Below are 22,608 nucleotides of genomic sequence, written 5' to 3'. Positions count from 1 at the left end.
AGACCCATGGGACGCATTACACTTGATAAAGTGCAAAAGAAGTTCGGCGAAGTTGAAGTCATTCCGCCGCTGGACCTGACCATCGAAGACGGCGAATTTGTTGTCTTCGTCGGCCCCTCGGGCTGCGGTAAATCCACGCTGCTGCGTTTGATTGCCGGGCTAGAGGACGTGTCGGGCGGCGAAATCCGCATCGACGGCAAGCCTGCCACCGACCTGCCCCCCGCCAAGCGCGGTCTGGCGATGGTGTTCCAAAGCTACGCTTTGTATCCCCATATGTCGGTGCGCAAGAACATCGCATTCCCGATGAAAATGGCGGGCATGGATCAGGCCGAACAGGATCGCCGCATTGCGAAAGCAGCCGAGGCGCTGAACCTGACCGACTACCTTGATCGTCGCCCCGGCCAGCTGTCTGGCGGTCAACGCCAGCGTGTTGCCATCGGCCGTGCCATCGTACGTGAACCTGCTGCATTCCTGTTCGACGAACCGCTGTCGAACCTTGATGCGGCCCTGCGCGTCGGCATGCGGATGGAGATTTCAGAGCTGCACAGCACCCTGAAAACCACGATGGTTTATGTGACGCACGACCAAGTTGAAGCCATGACCATGGCCGACAAAATTGTCGTGCTGCGCGCTGGTAATATCGAACAGGTCGGCAGCCCGCTGGAACTGTACAAAGCGCCGCGCAACACCTTCGTTGCAGGCTTTATCGGCAGCCCCAAGATGAACCTGCTGACCGGCGCTATCGCTGACAAGCATAACGCCACGACCATCGGCATCCGCCCCGAACACCTTGACGTGGTCGAATCCGGCGGCACCTTTACTGGCCGTGTTGGCGTGGCAGAGCACCTTGGTTCGGACACCTTTTTCCACGTCCACATCCCCGAGATGTCAGAGCCGATGACCGTCCGCGCTGGCGGCGAAGTCGGCTTAAGGCATGGCGATACAATCCATCTGGAACCGCGCGCAGAGCATATCCACCGCTTTGACGCGCAGGGCTTGCGGATCGCATGATGCGCTTAGCTGGGAAATCAGCATTGATCACCGGATCAGCCCGCGGCATTGGCCGCGGGTTCGCAGAAGCCTATCTGGCCGAAGGCGCGACCGTCGCGATCGCCGACATTAACATGGAAGCGGCGCAGGCGACGGCTGCAGAGCTTGGCGACGGGGCCTATGCCGTCCAACTGGACGTCAGCGATCAGGCCAGCATCGACGGCGCCATTGCAGCGGTCGTGGCAAAATCGGGCAAGCTCGATATCCTGATCAACAACGCGGCCTTGTTTGATGCAGCGCAGACTGTCGACATCACCCGCGCGTCTTTTGACAAGCTTTATGCCGTGAACGTCGCAGGCACCCTGTTCACGATGCAAGCGGCCGCAAAGCAAATGATCGCGCAGGGTCACGGCGGCAAGATTATCAACATGGCGTCCCAAGCTGGCCGCCGCGGCGAATCTTTGGTGCTTGTCTATTGCTCGACCAAGGCTGCCGTCATTTCGATGACCCAGTCCGCCGGATTGAACTTGATCGAACACGGCATCAACGTGAATGCCATCGCCCCCGGCGTCGTGGACGGCGATCATTGGGAACACGTCGATTCCATGTTTGCCAAGCTAGAAGGCAAGCCATTGGGCCAGAAAAAGGCCGAAGTCGCCGCATCTGTCCCCGCTGGCCGCTTCGCTGTGCCTGCTGATTTGACCGGCATGGCTGTGTTCCTCGCCTCATCTGACGCGGATTATATCGTGTCGCAGACCTACAATGTCGACGGCGGCCAGTGGATGAGCTGACCGCCACCGCATCGCCCCAAGACCCCCTTTGAAAGCGCTATCATGGCCACCTCTTTGTCCCTTTTCACCTTGTCCGACCTGCCAGCAGATGTGCGCGTGCCGTCCTATGCGCGCAGTGATCTGACCCCCGGTATCGTACACATCGGCCTTGGCAATTTTCACCGCGCCCATCAGGCGTGGTATCTGCACCGGCTTATGGATCAGGGTCTTGCGCATGACTGGGCCATCATCGGCGCTGGCGTGCGCCCGGCAGATGCGGCCGCGCGGGACAAGATGCTGGCGCAGGACTGTCTGACCACGCTGATCGAACTTGATCCGGCCGGTAAATCGGCTGAAGTCACCGGGTCCATGATCGACTTCGTCCCGGTGCAAGAGGGCAACGCACCCCTGATCGCCGCGATGACCCAGCCCGCCATTCGCATCGTGGCCCTGACCGTGACCGAAGGCGGGTATTACCAGACCGGAACCGGCGACTTTGACGCGGCTCATGCTGACATGGTGCATGACGCAGCAAACCCCGACATGCCGCGCAGCGCCTTTGGCGCCATGATCGCCGCCTTGCGCGCGCGGCGTGATGCGGATGCTGGCCCCTTTACCTGCCAATCCTGCGATAACTTGCAGGGCAACGGCGACATCTTGCGCCAGACCATCGTTGGCCTTGCACGTTTGTCGGACGCGGCACTGGCCGACTGGATTGACGCGCACTGCACCTTCCCCAACGCTATGGTTGATTGCATCGTCCCGGCGACAGGTCCGTCCGAGCTCGCCCTCGCTCGCGATCTTGGCGTCGCCGACAACGTGCCCGTCACCCACGAAAACTTTCGCCAATGGGTGATCGAGGATGCCTTCTGCGCAGGTCGTCCGGCGTGGGAAAAGGTTGGCGCGACACTGACCAATGACGTGCACGCCTATGAGGCGATGAAGCTACGCTGCTTGAACGCAGGCCACCAGATCATCGCCAACGCAGGCGAAATTCTGGGCGTGGAAACCATCAACGGCTGCATGGAAAACGCGGCGATCAACGCCTTCTTTCACAAGGTAGAACTGACGGAAATCGTGCCGCACGTGCACGCTGTCCCCGGCATGACGCCGGAGGCCTATGTTGACCTGATTGCTCGCCGCTTTGCCAATCCGCAAATCCGCGACACGACCCGCCGCGTCGCCTTTGACGGATCATCGCGCCACCCCGGATTTATCCTGCCTGTCATCCGTGATGCGCTGGCCGCTGGCACCTCGGTCTGTGGCTTGGCCCTGGTCGAGGCGCTGTGGGCCCGCATGTGCGAAGGCACCCGCGAAGACGGCAGTGAAATCGCGCCAAATGATCCGTCATGGGATACACTTCAGGCTGCAGCGAAAGCCGCAAAAACACGCCCGGAAAGCTGGCTGGATCAGACCCGCATTTATGGCGACCTTGCCCGCGACGCCGTCTTTGTGACCGCCTTCAGCCGTTGGTTGTCGCTGATCAACGAAGTCGGCACCACCGCGACACTGACGGCCTATGTCGCGAATGATCCACAAATCGACTAGGCGCAAACCGCGCCCGTCGGTCAATGTCTCCCCGAATGGCGGGCCCTATGATGGGGCCCGCTGTTTGGGTTTTAGGCAGCCCCGTGTTCCAGTGCGCGGATCGCGCCTCGCAATTCAGCCAGCCCGCGCAGCCGCCCGATTAATGGATAGCCGGGGATCAGCTTGCGCGTTTGATCTGACAGGATGTGGTGGCCATGATCGGGGCGAAACGGGATCGCATGATCAGCGCGGCCCGCGGCGCGGCGGCGCTTTTCCTCGTCCAGCAACACTTTGATCAAGGCGATCATGTCTGTATCGCCGTCCAGATGCGCGGCTTCTTCGAACGATCCGTCGGGGTCTTTGGCCACGTTGCGCAGATGGGCAAAGTGGATGCGATCAGCAAATCGCGCAGCAATGGCAGGCACATCATTCACCGGATTGGCCCCAAGCGAGCCAGAGCACAGCGTCAGCCCATTGGCGGGCGCATCAACGGCATCCATGATCCAAGCGATGTCGTCTTCATCCGACACAATGCGCGGCAGGCCTAGAATATCGCGCGGCGGATCATCGGGATGCACACAAAAGCGCATCCCAAGGTCGGCTGCAGCAGGGATGATTTCGTCCAAGAACCTTTTGTAATTCGCCCGCAACGCCGCGCGGTCGATCCCGGCGTAGGCCTGCAAAGCATTGCGCAGGCCCGGGATGTCATAGCGATCAAAAGCGCCGGGCATTCCGGCCATAATCGACGCCAGAAGTGCACCGCGCTCTGCCTCGCTCGCTTGTTGGAACCATACGGCGGCCTTTGCCAGAACCTGAGGCGGGTAATCGCCCTCGGCGTCAGTGCGGCCCAGCATATGCACCTCGAAGGCCGCCATGCGGACGGCTTCGAACCGCAAACAGGTGCCGCCACCTTTGACAGGGGCGTGCAGATCGGTGCGGGTCCAGTCCAGCAAAGGCATGAAGTTATAGCAGATCGTGGTGACACCCTGCGCCGCCAGATTGGCCATCGACTGGCGGTAATTGGCAAACAGCGCTGGCAGATCACCCGTGCCGCGCTTGATGTTTTCGTGGATCGGCAGGCTTTCGACGACGACCCAGTCAAACCCGGCCTGCGTGACCTGCGCCTTGCGGGTGGCAATCGCCTGCGCCCCCCATACCTCGCCATATGGAATATCGTGCAAGGATGTCACGATGCCAGAGGCGCCGGTCTGCGCGACCTCATCCAAGGTGATCGCGTCCAGATCACCGTACCAACGCCAGCTTTCGATCATTGAGTCACCTCTTGCACAGCGCTGCTTGCGCCTTTTGCCCATAGCGTTGCCGCAGCCAGAGAGACTGGGGCAGCCAACTGCGCAGCCAGATCGGCGGGAAAAATTTGGTCCAGCGACAGCAGCGCCGCGACTGTGCCGGTTGCGCTGTCCGTCGCGGTATCGCGCATCAGATCCGCCAGAGGATCACGCACATCGATGGGCTGACCCGCCTCATCCTTGCCCGCGACATAACGCATCCACCCCGCCACAGCGAGGCAAAGAGCCGGACTGTCCCGGCCTGCATCCAAGTTCGCCCGCAGCGTACCCAGCAGCCGCTGCGGCAGCTTTTGACTGCCATCCATCGCGATCTGCCATGTCCGGTGCCTGATCGCAGGATTGGCGTAGCGATCGAACAGCGCGTCGGCGTAGTCTGTCAGGTCAACACCCGGCGGGGCGGCAACGGCGGGCATGATCTCCTCCCAGCAGTGCCGGACGTAGGCGGCAAAGGCAGGGTCGGCGACGGTGTCTGAAATCGTTTCGTGCCCCGCCAGATAGCCAAGGTAGGCAAGTGCGGAATGGGTGCCGTTCAACATCCGCAGCTTCATATCCTCGAAGGCTGCGACGTCATCGACCAGTTGCGCGCCAGCGGCGGCCAGATCGGGGCGGTCCCCGTTCACGAAGTCATCCTGTACCGCCCACTGGCGAAAGGGTTCGTGCATGACGGGGGCCGCATCGTGGAGGCCAGTCAACGTCTCAACCGTCTTGATATCCTCGTCCGTTGTGGCGGGCGTGATCCGGTCCACCATCGTTGCCGGAAAGCGTCCGTTTTCAGCAATCCAATCCGCCAAGGCCGGATCAATGCGCCGTGCCATGTCCAGCACCACACCGCGCACCAGCGCGCCGTTATGCGGCAGGTTATCGCAGGTCAGTACGGTAAAGGGCGCGATGCCCGCCGCGTGGCGCTGCTGCAATGCACGCACCAGATATCCGGGGGCAGAGCGCGGTAGATTGTGGGTCAGATCATACAGAATGTCGGGATGCCCCATGTTCAGCGCACCCGTAGCCGGATTGTGGCAATAGCCCTTCTCGGTCACGGTCAAGGACACGATCCGGACGCCCGGATCGCACATCGCGTCCAGCACGGCTTGCGGATCCTCTGGCGCGACCAGTACGTCATTTAAAACGTCAATCACACGCGTCTGCGGCCCGTCCGGCGTTAGCGTGACAGAGGTATAGGCCCAGTCCTGCGGCTTTAGCGCGTCGCGCGTGTCAGGGCTGCGCAGGCTGACGCCGACAATGCCCCAATCGCCGCCCGCCGCCTGCATCGCGTCAGCGACATAGACGCAGCCGAAAGCGCGAAAGAATGCGCCAAGACCAAGGTGAACAATACCGGTTGCGGGGCGCGATGTACGCGGGAGCATCAAGCGATTAGCGGGCAAGCCAGCCTCCATCGACGTTCAAAATTGCACCATGGACGTAGTTTGCGGCGGGTGTGCACAGATAAACCGCCGCGCCTGCGATGTCAGACGCTGCGCCCCAGCGGCCAGCGGGAATACGATCTAGGATCGCGGCGTTGCGGGACTCGTCCGCGCGCAAGGCTTCGGTATTATTCGTCTCAATATACCCCGGCGCGACGGCATTCACATTGATCCCCTTCGCGGCCCATTCATTGGCCAGCAGCTTGGTCAGCCCCGCGACGCCGTGTTTTGACGCGGTATAGCTGGGCACGCGGATGCCACCCTGAAACGACAAAAGTGACGCGATGTTGACGACGCGGCCTTGCCCGTCGCGGGCGAGCACCGCCTTGGCAAAGGCCTGCGTGGTGAAAAACAAAGCCTTCAGGTTCACGTCCATGACGTCGTCCCAGTCGCTTTCGGTAAAATCCACAGCGTCGTTGCGGCGGATGATGCCTGCGTTGTTGACCAAAATATCGATAGCCTGATCGCCGAACAGCCCCTGCCCCGCCATCGGGTCGGCAAAATCCACCAGCACGCTGGACGCAGTGCCACCCTCGGCCGTGATCATCGCCACGGTTTCATCGCAAGCGCGCCTGCCAGCGCAGATCACCTCTGCCCCCGCCTGCGCCAGACCAACGGCGATTGCCTGTCCGATGCCGGTGTTGGCCCCCGTGACCAGCGCGCGCTTGCCCGTCAGTGAAAACATGCTCACCGCAGCGCCTCCATCGGGACCATGTCCATGTCGGTAAAATCGACGTTGTCGCCGGCCATTGCCCAGCAGAAGGTATAAGAGCCGGTGCCGGCCCCCGCGTGCACCGACCATGGCGGGCTGATCACAGCTTCTTCGTTCGCCATAACGATGTGGCGGGTTTGCGTGGGTTCGCCCATGATGTGAAACACACGGCGGTCGGCGGGCATGTCGAAGTAAAGATACGCCTCCATCCGTCGGTCATGGGTATGGGCTGGCATCGTGTTCCAAACCGAACCTTCGGCAAATTGGGTGTAGCCCATCAACAGTTGGCAGGACTCAGCCACCTCTGGGTGCAGGAATTGCAAAATAACCCGCTCATTCGCGGCCTCTGCCGATCCCATCTCGACCCGGCGCGCGTCGGACAGCTTGATCAGCCGCGTCGGGCAAGTCCGGTGCGCCGGAGCGGACAGGATGTAGAAACGTCCAGCACCCGCGAATGCGACCGGGCCCGCGCCCATGCCGATATAGACGACCTCGCCTTTTTCCAGTGTGTAGACCTTTCCGCCCGTAATAACGGTGCCTGTGCCGCCGACGTTCAGGACCGCCATCTCGCGCCGTTCAAGAAAGGTGGCGGTGCCAGTCTCTGCAACCTTGTCCAATGTCAGGGTGCCAGCACCCGGCACAGCAGAGCCAAGGATCAGGCGATCATAGTGGCTGTAGATCAGTTTGATTTCGCCGTCGGCGAACAGGCCATCGACGTGGAAATGGTCGCGCAGCTGATCGGTATCCAGCGTTTTAGCAGTGGCAGGATCAATGGCATAACGGGTCTGGGTATTCAGCATGTCGGGTCTTTCAGGTCAGGAATGAAGGGGGTCACAGCCGGTAGGCGCGTTTAGCGAGGCCGTAGGCAAGATCATGCGCCAGCTCTGGCGCCTCGTCCGCGTCAAGGCGGCCGGTCGCAATCAGATTGGCCAGAAAGGCACAATCCACGCGGCGGGCAACGTCGTGGCGCGCCGGGATCGAGCAAAAGGCGCGGGTGTCGTCGTTAAAGCCGACGGTATTGTAAAAACCCGCAGTTTCCGTCGTCATCTGGCGAAACCGCATCATGCCTTCGGGGCTGTCATGGAACCACCATGGCGGCCCAAGGCGCAGACACGGATAGACGCCCGCCAAAGGCGCAAGTTCGCGGGCATATGCGGATTCGTCCAGCGTAAACAGGATAACGGTCAGGTCTGCCCGGTGCCCGACGGCATCCAGCAACGGCTTTAACGCGCGGACATAGTCGGTGCGCGTGGGGATATCGTAACCTTTGTCCCGGCCAAATCCGGCAAGGACATGATCCGAATGATTGCGAAACGATCCCGGGTGGATTTGCAGCACAAGGCCATCGTCCAGCGACATCCGCGCCATTTCCGTCAGCATATGGCCGCGAAAAGCGTCCGCTTCCTGTGCGGTGCAGGTGCCCTGCAGCGCTTTGTCGAACAGGGTGGCTGCGACGTCCTGCGGCAGGTCCTCTGTGCGGGCGGTCGGATGGCCGTGATCGGTCGAGGTCGCGCCGAAGCTTTTGAAATATTCGCGGCGATTGCGGTGTGCGGCCAGATAGCCTGTCCAAGTGCCCGTATCCTCGCCCGCCATCTGCCCCATCAGGGCAACGTTATCAGCGAAGCCCGCGAATTCTGGATCGATGACAGCGTCAGGGCGGTAGGCGGTGATAACGCGCCCACTCCAACCGCTGTCGCGGATCATGCGGTGCCATTTCAGGTCATCGATGGCGGATTCAGTGGTCGAAATCGCCTCGATATTGAACCGTTCAAACAAGGCACGCGGGCGAAAGGCATCAGTCTGCAAGGCGGCGTCGATCTGCTCATAGATCGCGCCGGCGTTGCTTGCCGACAAGCGCTCTTGCACATCAAAGACCGAGGCAAAGGCGTGATCGAGCCACAGCCGCGACGGCGTGCCACGCAGCAAGTGATAGTGGCTCGCAAAAAGCTGCCAGACGTCGCGCGGGTCAACGTCCGAAACAGTGCCATCGGCCCGCGGAACACCCAGCGCGTCAAGGGACACGCCCTGCGAATGCAGCATACGGAACACGTAGTGATCAGGCGTGACGAACAGAGCCGACGGATTGGCAAAACTAGCGTTTTCAGCAAACCAGCGCGGATCGGTGTGACCATGCGGGCTGATAATCGGTAAATCGCGAACGCCATCATAAAGCGCGCGCGCCTGCGCCCGGACGGACGGCTCTATCGGAAAAAGTCGGTTGTCGTCCAGAATTGCCATTACGTTTCCCTACACTGAACCGATACCGGCCAACTAATATCCTAGTAGGCCAGTTTTGGGGTGTCAATTGATATCCCAGTTGCCTCGCCCCATGTTCTGCGTGCTACAAGGAACCGAGTTCAGGAGCTGCGTGTAACCCGATGACCCCAACCCTGCCCAAAAGTGTCGCTGACCGCGTGTTTGATACGTTACAGCAGCAGATCCTATCTTTGGAGTTACCGCCCAATACGCGTATCTCTGAAGCAGAGGTCGCAGCCCGCCTAGGCGCGTCCCGGCAACCCGTCAGAGAAGCCTTTCGCCGCCTTGCTAACCTCGGCTTTTTGAACATTCGTCCGCAAAGCGGCACGACTGTCACCTTAATTTCCGAGGAAGCTGTCCTAAAATCGCGCTTCATTCGGATCGCGCTGGAAACACAAACATGCCGCGCCGCCTGCCGTGATATAGCGGACGACGGTCTGGCCATATTGGCCAGCCTGATCAGCCAGCAACGCCAGGCCATCACCGACGGCGACCGGCAAAAATTTCACATTCTGGACGACCAGTTTCACCGCCAGATCTGCGTATCAGCCGACGTTGGTTTTGCATGGGACATTATCAGCGATCACAAGGCGCATATGGACCGCGTGCGGATGTTGTCGCTTGATACATCATCGCAAAATCGCGCATTGGATGAACATATCGCTATCCTTGCCGCCATCACCGCCCGCGACCCCAATGGCGCAGCACATGCCATGACTGCACATTTGACGCGGATCGAAACCCTGATCGCGCAGCTCAAGCAACAAAGCCATAACTGGTTTACCGACGACTCAAATTGATCACCTGCAGACCGCCGGAACGGTCAGCGCATCAATTCGTCTGATTTCAGAAGGGTCTGGCGGAGACGAAGGGATTCGAACCCTCGATACCGTTTCCGGTATGCGCCCTTAGCAGGGGCGTGCCTTCGACCACTCGGCCACGTCTCCGAGGCCGCTTTTATGTGTGGCACGCCAATGAAACAAGCGAAAAATAGGCGCGCGCGCATATCCCGGTTAAATAGCTTGTTTCCCTTATGATCTACTGAGCTGCGACAGCAATTATCAACGCTTCGCCCTTCCTAACGTCACCGCCAGAAATGACTCAGTTTAGCGGAATGTGAACTTGTTGCGGCCGAGGCGCTTGTTCAACTTGAAACTTCGCAAACAAGAACATACCATGAACAACATGGCACAAACACTTCAAGAAAAACTTGCAATTCTGTCCGATGCGGCCCGCTACGACGCCTCTTGTGCGTCCAGCGGTACGACCCGGCGTGACAGCCGCGATGGTAAGGGCCTTGGCAGCACCGAAGGGTCCGGCATCTGCCACGCTTATGCCCCAGACGGGCGCTGCATCAGTCTGCTTAAGATCCTGATGACGAACTTTTGCATCTATGACTGCGCCTACTGCGTCAATCGGGTGTCGTCCAACGTGCCCCGTGCGCGGTTTAACGTGGACGAGGTCGTCAGCCTGACACTGGAGTTCTACCGTCGCAATTATATCGAGGGGCTGTTTTTGTCCTCTGGCGTGATCCGCAATCCGGACGACACGATGTCGGACATGGTGCGCATCGCGAAACGCCTGCGTACGGTCGAAAATTTTCGCGGTTATATCCACCTTAAGACGATCCCGGATGCATCGCCCGAAATCATCGCAGAGGCCGGTCTGTACGCAGACCGCCTGTCGATCAACGTCGAGCTGCCGACAGACAGGTCCGTTCAGGCCTTTGCCCCGGAAAAGAACCCCGCCACGATTCGCGCAGCGATGGGCAATGTGCGCGGCCTGCGTACCGCATCCAAGGATCGCAGCCATACGGGCAAGCGCCCCCCGATATTTGCCCCCGCCGGGCAGTCGACGCAGATGATCGTCGGCGCAGACGGGGCCACTGATGCGACGATCTTGACGCGCTCGACTTCGCTTTACGGTGATTACAAATTGCGGCGAGTCTACTATTCCGCCTTCTCTCCGATCCCTGACAGCACGGCAAAGCTGCCGCTGATCAAACCGCCAATGATGCGCGAACATAGACTCTATCAAGCGGATTGGCTGATGCGGTTCTATGGATTTGGCGTGGATGAAATCACTTCTGTCGCCCATCAAGGGAACTTGGACCTGGAGATTGATCCAAAGCTTGCTTGGGCCTTGCAGAATCGTCACCTGTTTCCGCTGGACGTGAACAAAGCCAGCCGTGACATGCTGCTGCGCGTGCCGGGGTTCGGCACCAAGACAGTGAACCGCATTCTGACCACACGCCGCCATCGCACTCTGCGCTATGACGACCTGCTGCGCCTTGGGGCATCGCTGAAAAAGGCGCAGGCCTTTGTTACCGCGTTGGACTGGACCCCCGGCAGCTTGACCGACAGCGTAAACCTGCGGGCGCGCTTTGCGCCGCCGCCTGAACAATTGACACTGTTCTGAATGTTTACCGTTCCCCTAACCCGCATTGGCACATGGGAGGCGTGGCGCGATGCGGCACGCGCATTGCTGGCGGCCCGCGTTCCGCCCGAACAGATCGTCTGGGATTGGGACGGCACCGCGAGCGAGCTTTTCGCCACTGACATCCCGCCACCGACCACCCGGCAGGCGATTAAAGTGCCCGCCGATTTCGTGGAAATGGCGCAATGGGTGGTTTGGCACAAAGACCCCCAACGCTTTGCCCGGCTTTACGCCTTGCTATGGCGGTTGCGGCTAGAAAAAGGGATTATGGCGGATCGCGCCGATGCGGACCTTGCGCGCCTGCGCCAGATGGAAAAGGCCGTCCATCGCTGCAAACACAAGATGCGCGCCTTTGTGCGGTTCCGCGATCTGCGCACCGGCGGCGCGCGGCGCAGCTTTGCTGCGTGGTTCGAGCCGACCCATCATTCAGTAGAGCCCTGCGCGCCGTTCTTTGCCCGCCGCTTTGCCGACATGGACTGGATGATCGTGACCCCCGACGTGACCGCAAAGTTCACCAACGGCGACCTGACATTCCACGAGGGGCGCGAAAAACCTGACCTGCCCGAAGACGCGGCAGAGGCGCTTTGGGGAACCTATTTCCAGAACATCTTTAACCCCGCACGGCTAAAGATATCGGCGATGACGTCAGAGATGCCTAAGAAATATTGGAAAAACCTGCCAGAGGCGCAATTCATCCCCGGCCTGATCGCCAACGCAGAGGCGCGCGTGCGCGAAATGGCAGCTGCCGCGCCGACGCTGGAACCCGCCCGTGTCGCCCGCATTCGCGAACAGCTGCAAGCCGTGCCGCAGCCCGCATCGTGGAACCTGTTGAACGCGGGGCTCTCCGCCTGCACCCGCTGCCCGCTGCACGGGCCGGCGACGCAGGTCGTGCCCGGCCATGGCCCCCACGACGCGCCGTTGATGATCGTTGGCGAACAGCCCGGTGACCAAGAGGATCTGGCAGGCACGCCGTTTGTCGGGCCTGCGGGGCAGCTCTTTGACCAGCTTGCTGCGCGGGCGGGACTTGATCGCGGGCAAGCCTATGTGACGAACGCCGTGAAGCACTTTAAATTCAAAGAAGGTGCCAAACGTCGCATGCATGTGAACCCAAACACGTCAGAGGTCAGCCACTGCAAATTCTGGCTCGACAGCGAACGCACCCTGCTGAAACCGCGCCTGACGCTGGCGCTTGGGGCGACAGCAATGGGTGCGCTGACAGGTAACGCAAAAGGCGTCACCGCGCGGCGCGGAACGATTGAACAAACGCCGCACGGCCCTGTTTTGATTACCTTGCACCCCAGCGCATTGCTGCGGATGCCACCAGCAGATCGCCCCGCGGCAGAAGATGCCTTTGTCGCCGATCTGATGCTTGCCGCCGAAACCTTGGCGCAATCCACACCGTCGGTGGACGCGGCGGCGCGCAGCGCATAGATTGCCCGCGACCCGCAAGCAGAAAGCGCCCATGTCCGACAAACCCGCCTATCAGGTCCTCGCCCGCAAATACCGGCCAGAGACATTTGCTGACCTTGTTGGTCAGGACGCGATGGTCCGCACGCTGAAAAATGCCTTTGCCGCCGACCGGATTGCGCAGGCCTTTATCATGACGGGTATTCGCGGCACCGGCAAAACCACGACGGCCCGGATCATCGCCAAGGGCATGAACTGCATCGGGCCGGACGGCAACGGCGGCCCCACGACGGACCCTTGCGGCAAATGCGAACATTGCGTCGCCATCATGGAAGGGCGCCACGTCGACGTCATGGAAATGGACGCTGCTTCAAATACTGGCGTGCAGAACATCCGCGACGCGATCATTGAAACCGTCAGCTATCGTGCCGTATCCGCGCGGTTCAAGATCTTCATCATCGACGAAGTTCACATGCTGTCCAAAAGCGCCTTTAACGCGCTCCTGAAAACGCTGGAAGAACCACCAGCGCATGTAAAGTTCATCTTTGCCACGACCGAGATTCGCCAAGTCCCCGTCACTGTCCTGTCGCGCTGCCAGCGTTTCGATCTACGCCGGATCGAACCTGAAGTGATGATTGGCCTGCTGCAAAAGATCGCCAAGTCAGAAACAGCCGAGATCAGCGAAGACGCCCTCGCATTGATCACCCGCGCTGCCGAAGGCTCTGCCCGCGACGCGACTTCGCTTCTGGATCAGGCGATCAGCCACGGCGCTGGCGAAACCACCGCTGATCAAGTGCGTTCCATGCTGGGCCTTGCCGATCGCGGCCGGGTGCTGGACCTGTTCGACATGATCCTGCGCGGCGACGCGGCTGAGGCCCTGAACGAGCTGTCGACGCAATATGCCGACGGCGCCGACCCCATGGCGATCCTGCGCGATCTGGCCGAAGTCACCCACTGGGTCAGCGTCATCAAGATCACGCCCGACGCTGCGGACGATCCCACGATCGGCCCGGACGAACGCACGCGCGGCCTTGCCATGGCGCAGGCCGTCCCGATGCGCGTGCTGTCGCGGCAATGGCAGATGCTGCTCAAATCGCTCGAAGAAGTCGCCGCATCCCCCAACGCGATGATGGCCGCCGAAATGGCCGTGATTCGCCTGACCCACGTCGCCGACCTGCCCACCCCGGACGAACTCGTGCGCAAGCTCAAGGACGCAACCCCGCCTCCCCCCTCCGGCGGTGGCGGTGGCGGTGGCAGCGGTGCGCGCATGGCCCCCGCAGGCGGCGCGGCGCAAGCGATCTCTCAGACCCATACGCCGACGCACAGCGGCCCATCCGGTCCCTCTGCTTCTGCCGCGCCACAACTGGCGACAGAGGCCTTGCAGCACTACGCTAGGTTCGAGGATGTGGTGAACCTGATCCGCGCCCACCGCGACGTGAAATTACTGGTCGAGGTCGAAACCGGCCTGCGCCTTGTCAGCTATCAACCCGGTCGGATCGAAGTGCATCCGACAGGCGATGCTGCTGGCGATTTGACCCAGCGTCTTGGCGCGCGATTGCAAGCTTGGACAGGCAACCGCTGGGCTGTGATTATCAGTAATGATGAAGGCGAGGCCACAATTGCCGAGGTCCGCGACGCGGCCGCCACAGCACTACAACTACAGGCCACCGCCCACCCGCTGGTGCAGGCCGTGCTGCTGACCTTTCCCAAGGCCCGCATCACCGACATCCGTACCGAAGCCGACCGCGCCCAAGAGGCGCAAACCGACGCCTTGGCAGAGGTCGAAGACGAATGGGATCCATTCGAGGATGGCTAAGCCCCTTGTTCCGCCTCGCAGGGCACATACCTGAGTAAAAATATTCACGACGACGGAGACAGCACAATGTTCAAAGGTTTGGGCGGACTTGGCGACATGGCCAAGATGATGAAATCTGCGCAGGACATGCAGGCCAAGATGGCGCAGATGCAGGACGATCTGGAATCGATCACCGTGACTGGTGAAGCCGGCGCAGGTTTGGTCAAGGCCACAGCAACCGCCAAAGGCGAGCTGACCGGCCTCGATATCGATCCCAGCATCTTTAACGGTGCCGACAAAGAAGTTGTCGAAGACCTGATTCTGGCCGCCATCAAGGACGCGCAGTCCAAAGCATCAGAGCGTGCACAGGATGAGATGGGCAAAATCGCCGAAAGCCTTGGTCTGCCCCCCGGCATGAAGATGCCCTTTTGAGGAACGGACCCCTGTTCATCTGGCTAAATAAACTCCCGCCGGAGGCGCCTTTGGCGATCCTTTGCGATGGTTGATGGCACGGATGACCTGACAGACCTTATCGCACTGATGGCAAAGCTGCCGGGCCTCGGCCCGCGCTCTGCCCGCCGTGCCGTGCTACATTTGATCAAAAAACGCGGCCAACTATTGGTGCCGCTTGCTGACGCTATGCAGCGCGTCGGCGCGAATGTGCGTGAATGCCTGAACTGCGGCAACATCGCCGCAGGTGACATCTGCAATATCTGCAACGACGACCGACGCGCGAATGGCGAAATTTGCGTTGTCGAAGATGTGGCAGACCTCTGGGCGATGGAACGCAGCCAGCAATTCAAAGGACGCTATCACGTTCTGGGCGGTACTCTTTCTGCACTGGATGCGGTTGGCCCCGAAGATTTGCGAATCCCCCGGCTCTTGGACCGCGTCACTTCTGAAAATGTGACCGAAGTGATTCTAGCGCTCGGCGCAACAATCGACGGCCACACCACTGCCCACTACATTGCCGACCAACTGACAGGCGTGACAGTGACCTCGCTCGCGCAGGGCGTCCCTGTGGGTGGAGAGTTGGATTATCTGGACGACGGCACCATTACAGCCGCTTTGCGCGCCAGACGGGCCTTATAAAGCTGGGTAACAGCTAAACTATTCACAATGCTTACAAAGAATAGCGCAACCGCGCCCGGTGGCATGTCACCGCACACTCTGTATCATCATATCTGAAGGTAAGAGTGTGTGGTGAGCCGGTCGGGATCCGAACCCGAGACCTACTGATTAAAAGTCAGTTGCTCTACCAACTGAGCTACCGGCCCATGCCACGAGGGGGGAATTAGGCTGTGGGCCAGATGGGGTCAACCCCGAAATGTCACCTCCTCTGGATAAAGTTTCGCGCGGCGCGTATAGGCCCGTCATGCAGAACAAAACTTCCCCCATTCCGTTCATGAAAATGCACGGCCTCGGCAACGACTTTGTTGTCATCGACGCACGGACCGGTCCGCGCGTGACCAGCACCCTTGCGGTCGCGATGGCTGACCGCCACCGCGGCGTCGGGTTTGACCAACTGGCCGAGATAACCAATAGCCGGGCAGGCGATCTGCATCTGACGTTCTGGAACAGCGACGGTTCCAAATCTGCCGCCTGCGGCAACGCGACCCGCTGCATTGCGGCTTGGGAAATGGCGAACCGCGGCACCGACACGCTGACCATGACAACTGACCGCGGCACATTGCAGGCGCGCGATGCCGGGAACGGCCTGACGTCCGTCAACATGGGGGCCCCGCTGCTGGACTGGGCCGATGTGCCCCTCGCCTCTGCAATGGACACGCTATCGCTCCCCATCGACGGCGCGCCCACGGCCACCGGCATGGGCAACCCGCACTGCACCTTTTTCGTGGACGACGTCGCCGCCGTTGATCTGGCCGCACGCGGCAGCGCGATGGAACATCACCCACTTTTCCCCGAACGCACTAACGTACAGTTCGTGCAAGTCATTGGCACTGATCACCTGCGCATGCGCGTTTGGGAACGCGGCGCCGGCGTCACCCTTGCCTCGGGCTCCTCTTCTTGCGCAACCGCTGTCGCTGCGGCCCGCCGGGGCCTGACAGGGCGCGCTGTGCGCATTGATCTGGATGGCGGCACGCTGCACATCGATTGGCGCGATGATGGCGTCTGGATGACCGGCCCCACCGCCCATGTGTTCGACGGTGTCTGGCATGTCTAACGCACCGATCTTTTCCAACCACGGGTGTCGCCTGAACGCCTATGAAACCGCCGCCATGACCGAGCTGGCCGAGGCTGCAGGCGTGCAGAACGCCATCGTTGTCAACACCTGCGCCGTCACAGCAGAGGCCGTGCGCAAGGCTCGCCAGGACATCCGCAAGCTGCGCCGCGCGCACCCGGACGCCCGCCTGATCGTCACCGGCTGCGCCGCCCAGACCGAACCGGCCACCTTTTCCGCGATGGAAGAGGTCGACATGGTCATCGGCAACACCGAAAAGATGAATCCCGAAACCTGGGCTGCGATGGCACCCGACTTCACCGGCACAACAGAGCCTGTGCAGGTCGACGACATCATGTCGGTCACCGAAACCGCAGGCCACCTGATCGACGGCTTTGGCACCCGCTCTCGTGCCTATGTTCAGGTCCAGAACGGTTGCGATCATCGTTGCACGTTTTGCATCATCCCCTTCGGCCGCGGCAATTCTCGCTCTGTCCCTGCTGGCGTGGTGGTGGACCAAATCAAACGACTCGTGAATCGCGGCTTTGCCGAGATCGTGCTGACTGGCGTTGACCTTACATCGTGGGGTGCCGACCTGCCCGCGACACCGCGCCTTGGCGATCTGGTCCTACGCATCTTGAAGCTGATCCCAGACCTGCCCCGCCTACGAATCTCCTCGATCGATTCGATCGAAGTCGACCCCGCCCTGATGCAGGCCATCGCGACAGAGCCGCGCCTGATGCCGCATCTGCACCTGTCCCTGCAGCACGGTGACAACCTGATCCTGAAACGGATGAAGCGCCGCCATTCCCGCGACGATGCCATCGCTTTCGCCGAAGAGGCGCGCAAACTGCGTCCTGACATGACCTTCGGTGCCGACATTATCGCAGGCTTTCCCACAGAAACTGAGGAAAGCTTCGCGAACTCGCTCGCGCTCGTAAAGGACTGCCACCTGACGTGGCTGCACGTCTTCCCCTACTCGCCGCGCCCCGGCACCCCTGCCGCGCGTATGCCCCAAGTCCGTGGCCCTGCGATCAAGGACCGCGCCGCCCGCCTGCGCGCAGCCGGTGACGCCGCCGTTCAGGCCCACCTGACCGCGCAGATCGGCCAGACCCATCATATCTTGATGGAATCGCCCCGCATGGGCCGCACCGCCCAATTCGCCGAAGTTCATTTCGACACAGACCAACCCGAAAGCCATATCGTCACGGCGACGATTAAAGCTGCAGAAGGGGCTCTGCTGCGCGCCTGACAGGCTTCACCTGGCCAAAAATACTCCGGGGGGCTGCTCAACGGGGCAGCGGGGGCAGCGCCCCCTCCGCCGCTTGCCAGATCGCATGGCCTATGATTGGCTCGCTCCAACCTCAAAGGAGCGCTCGCCATGAAACTGTTGATGTCCCCCGCCTCGCCTTTCGCCCGCAAATGCCGTGTCTTACTGCGCGAGGCGCAGCTGATGGACACCGTGGCCGAGGTGAATGTCACCACATCCCCGTTTGACACCGCCCAAGACGTTGCCGCCGCCAATCCGCTTGGTAAAATCCCCGCGCTTTTGCGCGAACATGCCCCCGCGATTTATGACAGCCGCGTCATTACCCGCTTTCTGGATGATCATGCCGGCACGGCTTTCTACCCAAGCGCCCGCCTGTGGGAGGTTCTAACGCTCGAGGCGACCGCTGATGGGATTATGGAAGCCGCCCTTGCCATCACCTACGAGGCGCGGATGCGTCCCGAAGATCGCCAGATGCCAGAGTGGATGGACGCCCAGTGGGCGAAGGTCAGCCGCGCGGTCGCATCCATCGATGATCGCTGGATGTCACACCTGAATGGTCCGCTTGATATGGGGCAAATTGGGGTCGCCTGCGCGCTGTCCTATCTGGACCTGCGCCATGATGCGCGCGGTTGGCGCAGCGGGAACGACGATCTAGCCGCGTGGCATAAAACATTCATGCAACGCGATTCGATGCAGGCGACTGTCGTTCCCGCCTAGGTCTTAAAAGCTAAAGCTAACACCGACATTCAGCGCATTCGTGATGATGTCGGTGCTTAGCGTGCCGCCGCCGTCCAGATCGGCTTCGTTCTGGGAATAGGTGAATTTGTATTCACCAAACACCGACATACGGTCGTTGATGTCATAGCTTGCACCGGCCAGCACCGTCGCTGCCGGACCCGTGATCTGATATTCAGCGGTCGAGGTTGCGCCGTTCGACACTTCGACATGCGGAATAGCCAGACCGACACCGGCACCAACGTAGGGCGTAAAGCCACGCATCGGCTGGAACCGGCGATAGGCGTTGGCTGTCAGCGTGTTCAGACCATCCGTGAATTCCAGCACCTCATAAGGGGTGCCTTCGCGTGATTCGTCGTCGGAATAAACTTTGGTATGCGTGAAATCGAGGCCGTAACCAAAGGTTTCAGACGCCCAATACGTCGCGCGGATACCATAGTAAGGCGGGGCGTCGAAGGATTTACCCTCCCACTTGACCCGCGTATTGGATGGGTAACCATCAGCACCAGATGTGAAAACATCAGAATGCGGCGCACTTTGAATGCCGCCATAAAAACTCAGCTCGACTTCCGCGCTAGCGGCCGCCGGCAATAGGATGGCAAGGGCTCCGGTCAGGACAGCAGTACGCAGCATAGGGCGTTCTTTCGGTTATACAGTCATAATATCTTTGTAACTTAGGGCTCCGCCCTTTGCCGCTCAAGGCCTCGTTTGCGTAATATTAAACAGAATCGCGTGACCGGCACGCGCAGACCGGGGCGCATTACGTGCCAAAAATGCGTCTTTCATGCCGCATTTGCCTGCCCTGCGCCGGAATGTCCGCTGGACTGGCGCGGGCATGGCGGCTAAACAACGCCTGATAGAGGGTGGCATGATTAGCCGCCCTTGCTGTTATTCGCAGGCCCGCCACGCGGCGCGCCCAACTTAACCGGAGACATCCCTTTGTCACATGCAGACGAACATCAGGGCACACGCCGCGATTTCCTTTACTATGCGACCGCCGGTGCTGCCGTCGTGATCGGCGGCGCTGCCGTATGGCCGCTGGTCAACCAGATGAACCCCTCGGCCGACGTGCAGGCGCTTGCCTCGATCCGCGTCGACGTGAGCGGCATCGCCGAAGGCACCCAATTGACCGTGCTGTGGCAGGGCAAGCCCGTGTTCATCCGCTACCGCACCCCGGCAGAAATTGAGGCGTCGCAAGCCGTCGCAGTGACAGACCTGCCCGATCAGGGCGCTGAAAACGCAAACCTGCCCGCAGGCAGCGAAGCCACCGACGCAAACCGCGCTTTGCCGACCCCTGAAGGGTCCGAAGTGGCACCCGGCGCATGGCTCGTGCAGATGGGCGTATGTACGCACCTTGGCTGCGTGCCGCTGGGCGAACAGGGCGACTTTGGCGGCTGGTTCTGCCCGTGCCATGGTTCGCACTACGACACCGCTGGCCGCATCCGCAAAGGACCTGCGCCACGCAACCTGCCCGTTCCCGTCGCGTCTTTCGTTGACGCCACCACCATTCAACTCGGTTAAGGAGAGACACCCATGGCTGGTATTCCCCACGACCACTACGAACCGAAGTCCGGCGGTGAAAAGTGGCTCAACAATCGGCTGCCGATCGTCGGCCTGATCCACGACGCGCTGTTCATCCCAACGCCGAAGAACCTGAACTGGATGTGGATCTGGGGCATTGTCCTGGCCTTCACACTGATCCTGCAGATTGCGACCGGTGTTGTGCTGGTTATGCACTACACCCCGCACGTTGATCTGGCCTTTGCATCAGTCGAACACATCATGCGCGACGTGAATGGCGGTCACATGATCCGCTATTTCCACTCCAACGGTGCATCGCTGTTCTTCGTTGCTGTTTATCTGCACATCTTCCGCGGCCTCTACTACGGCTCCTACAAGGCACCTCGTGAAGTCACGTGGATCATCGGCATGCTGATGTATCTGCTGATGATGGGCACCGCCTTTATGGGCTACGTTTTGCCTTGGGGCCAAATGTCGTTCCACGGTACTGCCGTCATCACCGGTCTGTTTGGCGCGATCCCGTTCATCGGCGAATCGATCCAGACATGGCTTCTTGGTGCAGGTGCCGTCGGTCAGCCCGCGCTGAACCGCTTCTTCTCTTTGCACTATCTGATGCCCTTCATCCTGCTGGGCCTGACGATCGTTCACATCTGGGCATTCCACACGACAGGCAACAACAACCCAACGGGTGTTGAGGTTCGCCGCACGTCGAAAGAAGATGCAGCCAAAGACACGCTGCCCTTCTGGCCCTACTTCGTGATCAAGGACCTGTTCGCACTCGCGATCATCCTGGCCGTCTTCATGGCAATCGTTGGCTTCATGCCGAACTACTTGGGCCACCCGGACAACTACATCCCGGCAAACCCGCTGGCGACACCGTCGCACATCGTCCCCGAATGGTACTTCCTGCCATTCTACGCGATCCTGCGGGCCTTTACCGCTGACGTTTGGGTTGTGCAGTTGGTCAACTGGGTCACCTTCGGCATCGTCGACGCCAAATTCTTTGGTGTGCTGGCCATGTTCGGTGCAATCGCTGTCATGGCGCTGGCACCTTGGCTGGACACCTCGTCGGTGCGTTCGGGCCGCTTCCGCCCAACGTTCAAGTGGTACTTTGCCCTGCTGGTCGTCGACTTTGTCGTGCTGGCTTGGGTTGGCGCACAGCCTGCGGAATTCCCCTACGACTGGATTTCGCTGATCGCTGCGACCTACTGGTTCGCCTACTTCTTGGTGATCCTGCCGCTGCTTGGCGTGATGGAAAAGCCGCTGACGCCGCCAGCCACGATCGAAGACGACTTTAATGCGCACTACGCGCCGACCGGTGGGACCAAAACCATCGTGAACCCGGCCGAGTGAGAAAGGACCAAGTGACCATGCTTCGCAAACTCACACTGACGGCCATGGCAGCACTGGCGATTTCCGCCGGTGCCGCCACCGCCGAAACCGAAGTCGAAATTCATGATTTCGACTTCCCCTTCGAAGGTCCATTCGGCAGCTACGACACCATGCAGCTGCAGCGCGGTCTGAAAATCTACACAGAGGTCTGTGCCGCTTGTCACGGGTTGGAGCGTGTTGCGTTCCGCACCCTGCACGACGAAACCGGCCCTGCCCTGCCAGAAGACCAGATGCGGGCCTATGCGGCCAACTTCGAAGTCTTCGACAAGGCGCTGGCCGACGGTGAAGGCGATTACCGCGCAGCGACACCTGCGGACTACTATCCCGCATCGTCGCTGTCGAATGCGCCTGACCTGTCCTTGATGGCCAAGTCGCGTGCTGGCTTCCACGGCCCCTACGGCACGGGTATCAGCCAGTTCGTCAACGGCATGGGCGGCGCGGAATACATCGCGTCCCTGATGGACGGCTACGAGGAAGAGCCCGCATGTGCGGCTGAAATGGAAACCCCGATGGAAGGCGCCTACAACGTGGCCTTTGCAAACGGCGGCTTCCCTGATGCCTGCAAGGACGAGCATGGCCACCACACCGTGCCCGGCAGCTGGATCGCCATGCCGCAGCCGCTTTATGGCGACGATGTCGAATTCGACGACGGCCACGAAGCGACACTTGAGTCCGAATCGCAGGACGTCGCTGCCTTCCTGATGTGGGCGGCAGAGCCTAAGATGACGGCGCGCAAGCAGGCTGGCTTGACCGGCGTGATCTTCTTGTCGCTGCTGTCGGTGCTGCTGTACCTGACGAACAAGCGCATCTGGGCACCGCATAAGAACAAGCTGAAAGACTAAGGCATCCGCCAAAGTCCGACGCCATCAGGCCCGCCCCTTTCATCA

The 22,608-nt window shown here is 60.7% G+C and carries 21 protein-coding genes and 2 tRNA genes; 15 read left to right on the top strand and 8 right to left on the bottom strand.

What is annotated here, in order from left to right; genetic code table 11:
• The first annotated feature begins 6 nt into the window (after positions 1–6).
• From BM131_RS05110 to BM131_RS05100, 3 genes are read left to right on the top strand one after another with little or no spacing between them, the layout of a single operon-like run.
• Positions 7–1,011, top strand: coding sequence for an ABC transporter ATP-binding protein (locus BM131_RS05110; RefSeq protein WP_090186509.1), 1,005 nt, complete (start codon positions 7–9; stop codon positions 1,009–1,011).
• Positions 1,011–1,781, top strand: coding sequence for an L-iditol 2-dehydrogenase (locus BM131_RS05105; RefSeq protein ID WP_175499187.1), 771 nt, complete (start codon positions 1,011–1,013; stop codon positions 1,779–1,781). Before BM131_RS05110 ends, BM131_RS05105 begins: the two co-directional genes overlap by 1 nt.
• A gap of 42 nt (positions 1,782–1,823) precedes the next feature.
• Positions 1,824–3,308 carry a mannitol dehydrogenase family protein gene (locus BM131_RS05100; RefSeq protein WP_090186502.1) on the top strand — a complete coding sequence of 495 codons (1,485 nt, stop codon included), beginning with the start codon at positions 1,824–1,826 and terminating at the stop codon, positions 3,306–3,308.
• 71 nt (positions 3,309–3,379) lie between these two features.
• Here BM131_RS05100 and uxuA read toward each other — a convergent pair whose 3' ends face one another.
• The 5 genes from uxuA to uxaC are packed head-to-tail and all read right to left on the bottom strand — an operon-like array spanning position 3,380 to position 8,965.
• A complete protein-coding gene (gene uxuA, locus BM131_RS05095; RefSeq protein WP_090186499.1) occupies positions 3,380–4,558 on the bottom strand; it encodes a mannonate dehydratase in 1,179 nt (392 codons plus the stop codon).
• On the bottom strand, positions 4,555–5,988 hold the full coding sequence (locus BM131_RS05090; protein WP_090186497.1) for a mannitol dehydrogenase family protein: 1,434 nt from the start codon (positions 5,986–5,988) through the stop codon (positions 4,555–4,557). The genes uxuA and BM131_RS05090 overlap by 4 nt, the downstream gene beginning before the upstream one ends.
• Positions 5,966–6,706, bottom strand: a complete 741-nt coding sequence (gene kduD / locus BM131_RS05085) for a 2-dehydro-3-deoxy-D-gluconate 5-dehydrogenase KduD (RefSeq protein ID WP_090186495.1) — start codon at positions 6,704–6,706, stop codon at positions 5,966–5,968. The genes BM131_RS05090 and kduD overlap by 23 nt, the downstream gene beginning before the upstream one ends.
• A complete protein-coding gene (gene kduI, locus BM131_RS05080) occupies positions 6,703–7,527 on the bottom strand; it encodes a 5-dehydro-4-deoxy-D-glucuronate isomerase (RefSeq protein WP_090186492.1) in 825 nt (274 codons plus the stop codon). Before kduI ends, kduD begins: the two co-directional genes overlap by 4 nt.
• A gap of 31 nt (positions 7,528–7,558) precedes the next feature.
• The gene (gene uxaC / locus BM131_RS05075) at positions 7,559–8,965 is read right to left on the bottom strand and encodes a glucuronate isomerase (protein ID WP_090186490.1); all 1,407 of its coding nucleotides are present in this window, start codon (positions 8,963–8,965) and stop codon (positions 7,559–7,561) included.
• A 140-nt stretch (positions 8,966–9,105) separates the two neighbouring features.
• Between uxaC and BM131_RS05070 the strand changes: the two genes are divergently transcribed.
• A complete protein-coding gene (locus tag BM131_RS05070) occupies positions 9,106–9,783 on the top strand; it encodes a GntR family transcriptional regulator (RefSeq protein ID WP_090186488.1) in 678 nt (225 codons plus the stop codon).
• A gap of 57 nt (positions 9,784–9,840) precedes the next feature.
• Here the strand turns inward: BM131_RS05070 and BM131_RS05065 are convergent.
• A tRNA-Ser gene (locus tag BM131_RS05065) sits at positions 9,841–9,930 on the bottom strand.
• Positions 9,931–10,159: 229 nt separating this feature from the next.
• On the opposite strand from BM131_RS05065, the gene BM131_RS05060 reads away from it, so the two are divergent.
• From BM131_RS05060 to recR, 5 genes are all read left to right on the top strand, one after another.
• Positions 10,160–11,401 (top strand): putative DNA modification/repair radical SAM protein, encoded by a 1,242-nt coding sequence (locus tag BM131_RS05060; RefSeq protein WP_372803723.1) that lies wholly within the window; start codon positions 10,160–10,162, stop codon positions 11,399–11,401.
• Positions 11,402–12,850 (top strand): UdgX family uracil-DNA binding protein, encoded by a 1,449-nt coding sequence (locus BM131_RS05055; RefSeq protein ID WP_090186486.1) that lies wholly within the window; start codon positions 11,402–11,404, stop codon positions 12,848–12,850.
• Positions 12,851–12,881: 31 nt separating this feature from the next.
• Complete coding sequence (locus tag BM131_RS05050; protein WP_090186660.1) at positions 12,882–14,642, top strand: DNA polymerase III subunit gamma/tau; 1,761 nt, start codon at positions 12,882–12,884, stop codon at positions 14,640–14,642.
• Between the two features lie 66 nt (positions 14,643–14,708).
• Positions 14,709–15,053, top strand: a complete 345-nt coding sequence (locus tag BM131_RS05045; RefSeq protein WP_090186482.1) for a YbaB/EbfC family nucleoid-associated protein — start codon at positions 14,709–14,711, stop codon at positions 15,051–15,053.
• Between the two features lie 66 nt (positions 15,054–15,119).
• A complete protein-coding gene (recR, locus tag BM131_RS05040; RefSeq protein ID WP_090186479.1) occupies positions 15,120–15,713 on the top strand; it encodes a recombination mediator RecR in 594 nt (197 codons plus the stop codon).
• Positions 15,714–15,822: 109 nt separating this feature from the next.
• On the opposite strand, the gene BM131_RS05035 is transcribed toward recR, so the two are convergent.
• Positions 15,823–15,898: transfer RNA gene (locus BM131_RS05035), tRNA-Lys, on the bottom strand.
• Positions 15,899–15,996: 98 nt separating this feature from the next.
• Here BM131_RS05035 and dapF point away from each other — a divergent pair.
• The 3 genes from dapF to BM131_RS05020 all read left to right on the top strand — a co-directional run bounded on the left by dapF (position 15,997) and on the right by BM131_RS05020 (position 18,790).
• Entirely contained in the window at positions 15,997–16,806 is an 810-nt protein-coding gene (gene dapF / locus BM131_RS05030; RefSeq protein ID WP_245754136.1) for a diaminopimelate epimerase, read from the top strand.
• Positions 16,799–18,055: a tRNA (N(6)-L-threonylcarbamoyladenosine(37)-C(2))-methylthiotransferase MtaB gene (gene mtaB, locus BM131_RS05025; RefSeq protein ID WP_090186477.1), complete on the top strand. Its 1,257-nt coding sequence runs from the start codon at positions 16,799–16,801 to the stop codon at positions 18,053–18,055. Before dapF ends, mtaB begins: the two co-directional genes overlap by 8 nt.
• A gap of 129 nt (positions 18,056–18,184) precedes the next feature.
• A complete protein-coding gene (locus BM131_RS05020) occupies positions 18,185–18,790 on the top strand; it encodes a glutathione S-transferase (protein ID WP_090186474.1) in 606 nt (201 codons plus the stop codon).
• 3 nt (positions 18,791–18,793) lie between these two features.
• Here BM131_RS05020 and BM131_RS05015 read toward each other — a convergent pair whose 3' ends face one another.
• The gene (locus tag BM131_RS05015) at positions 18,794–19,441 is read right to left on the bottom strand and encodes an outer membrane protein (RefSeq protein WP_090186472.1); all 648 of its coding nucleotides are present in this window, start codon (positions 19,439–19,441) and stop codon (positions 18,794–18,796) included.
• 306 nt (positions 19,442–19,747) lie between these two features.
• Between BM131_RS05015 and petA the strand changes: the two genes are divergently transcribed.
• From petA to BM131_RS05000, 3 genes are read left to right on the top strand one after another with little or no spacing between them, the layout of a single operon-like run.
• Positions 19,748–20,329 carry a ubiquinol-cytochrome c reductase iron-sulfur subunit gene (gene petA / locus BM131_RS05010; protein ID WP_090186653.1) on the top strand — a complete coding sequence of 194 codons (582 nt, stop codon included), beginning with the start codon at positions 19,748–19,750 and terminating at the stop codon, positions 20,327–20,329.
• Positions 20,330–20,341: 12 nt separating this feature from the next.
• Positions 20,342–21,682, top strand: a complete 1,341-nt coding sequence (locus tag BM131_RS05005) for a cytochrome b (RefSeq protein ID WP_090186470.1) — start codon at positions 20,342–20,344, stop codon at positions 21,680–21,682.
• Positions 21,683–21,699: 17 nt separating this feature from the next.
• A complete protein-coding gene (locus tag BM131_RS05000) occupies positions 21,700–22,563 on the top strand; it encodes a cytochrome c1 (RefSeq protein WP_175499183.1) in 864 nt (287 codons plus the stop codon).
• The last annotated feature ends 45 nt before the right edge of the window (positions 22,564–22,608 follow it).

This window comes from Loktanella salsilacus (genome assembly GCF_900114485.1).
Lineage (GTDB): Bacteria > Pseudomonadota > Alphaproteobacteria > Rhodobacterales > Rhodobacteraceae > Loktanella > Loktanella salsilacus.
Note: the sequence above shows the minus strand (reverse complement) of the source record. Positions and strands in the feature narration are given on the sequence as shown.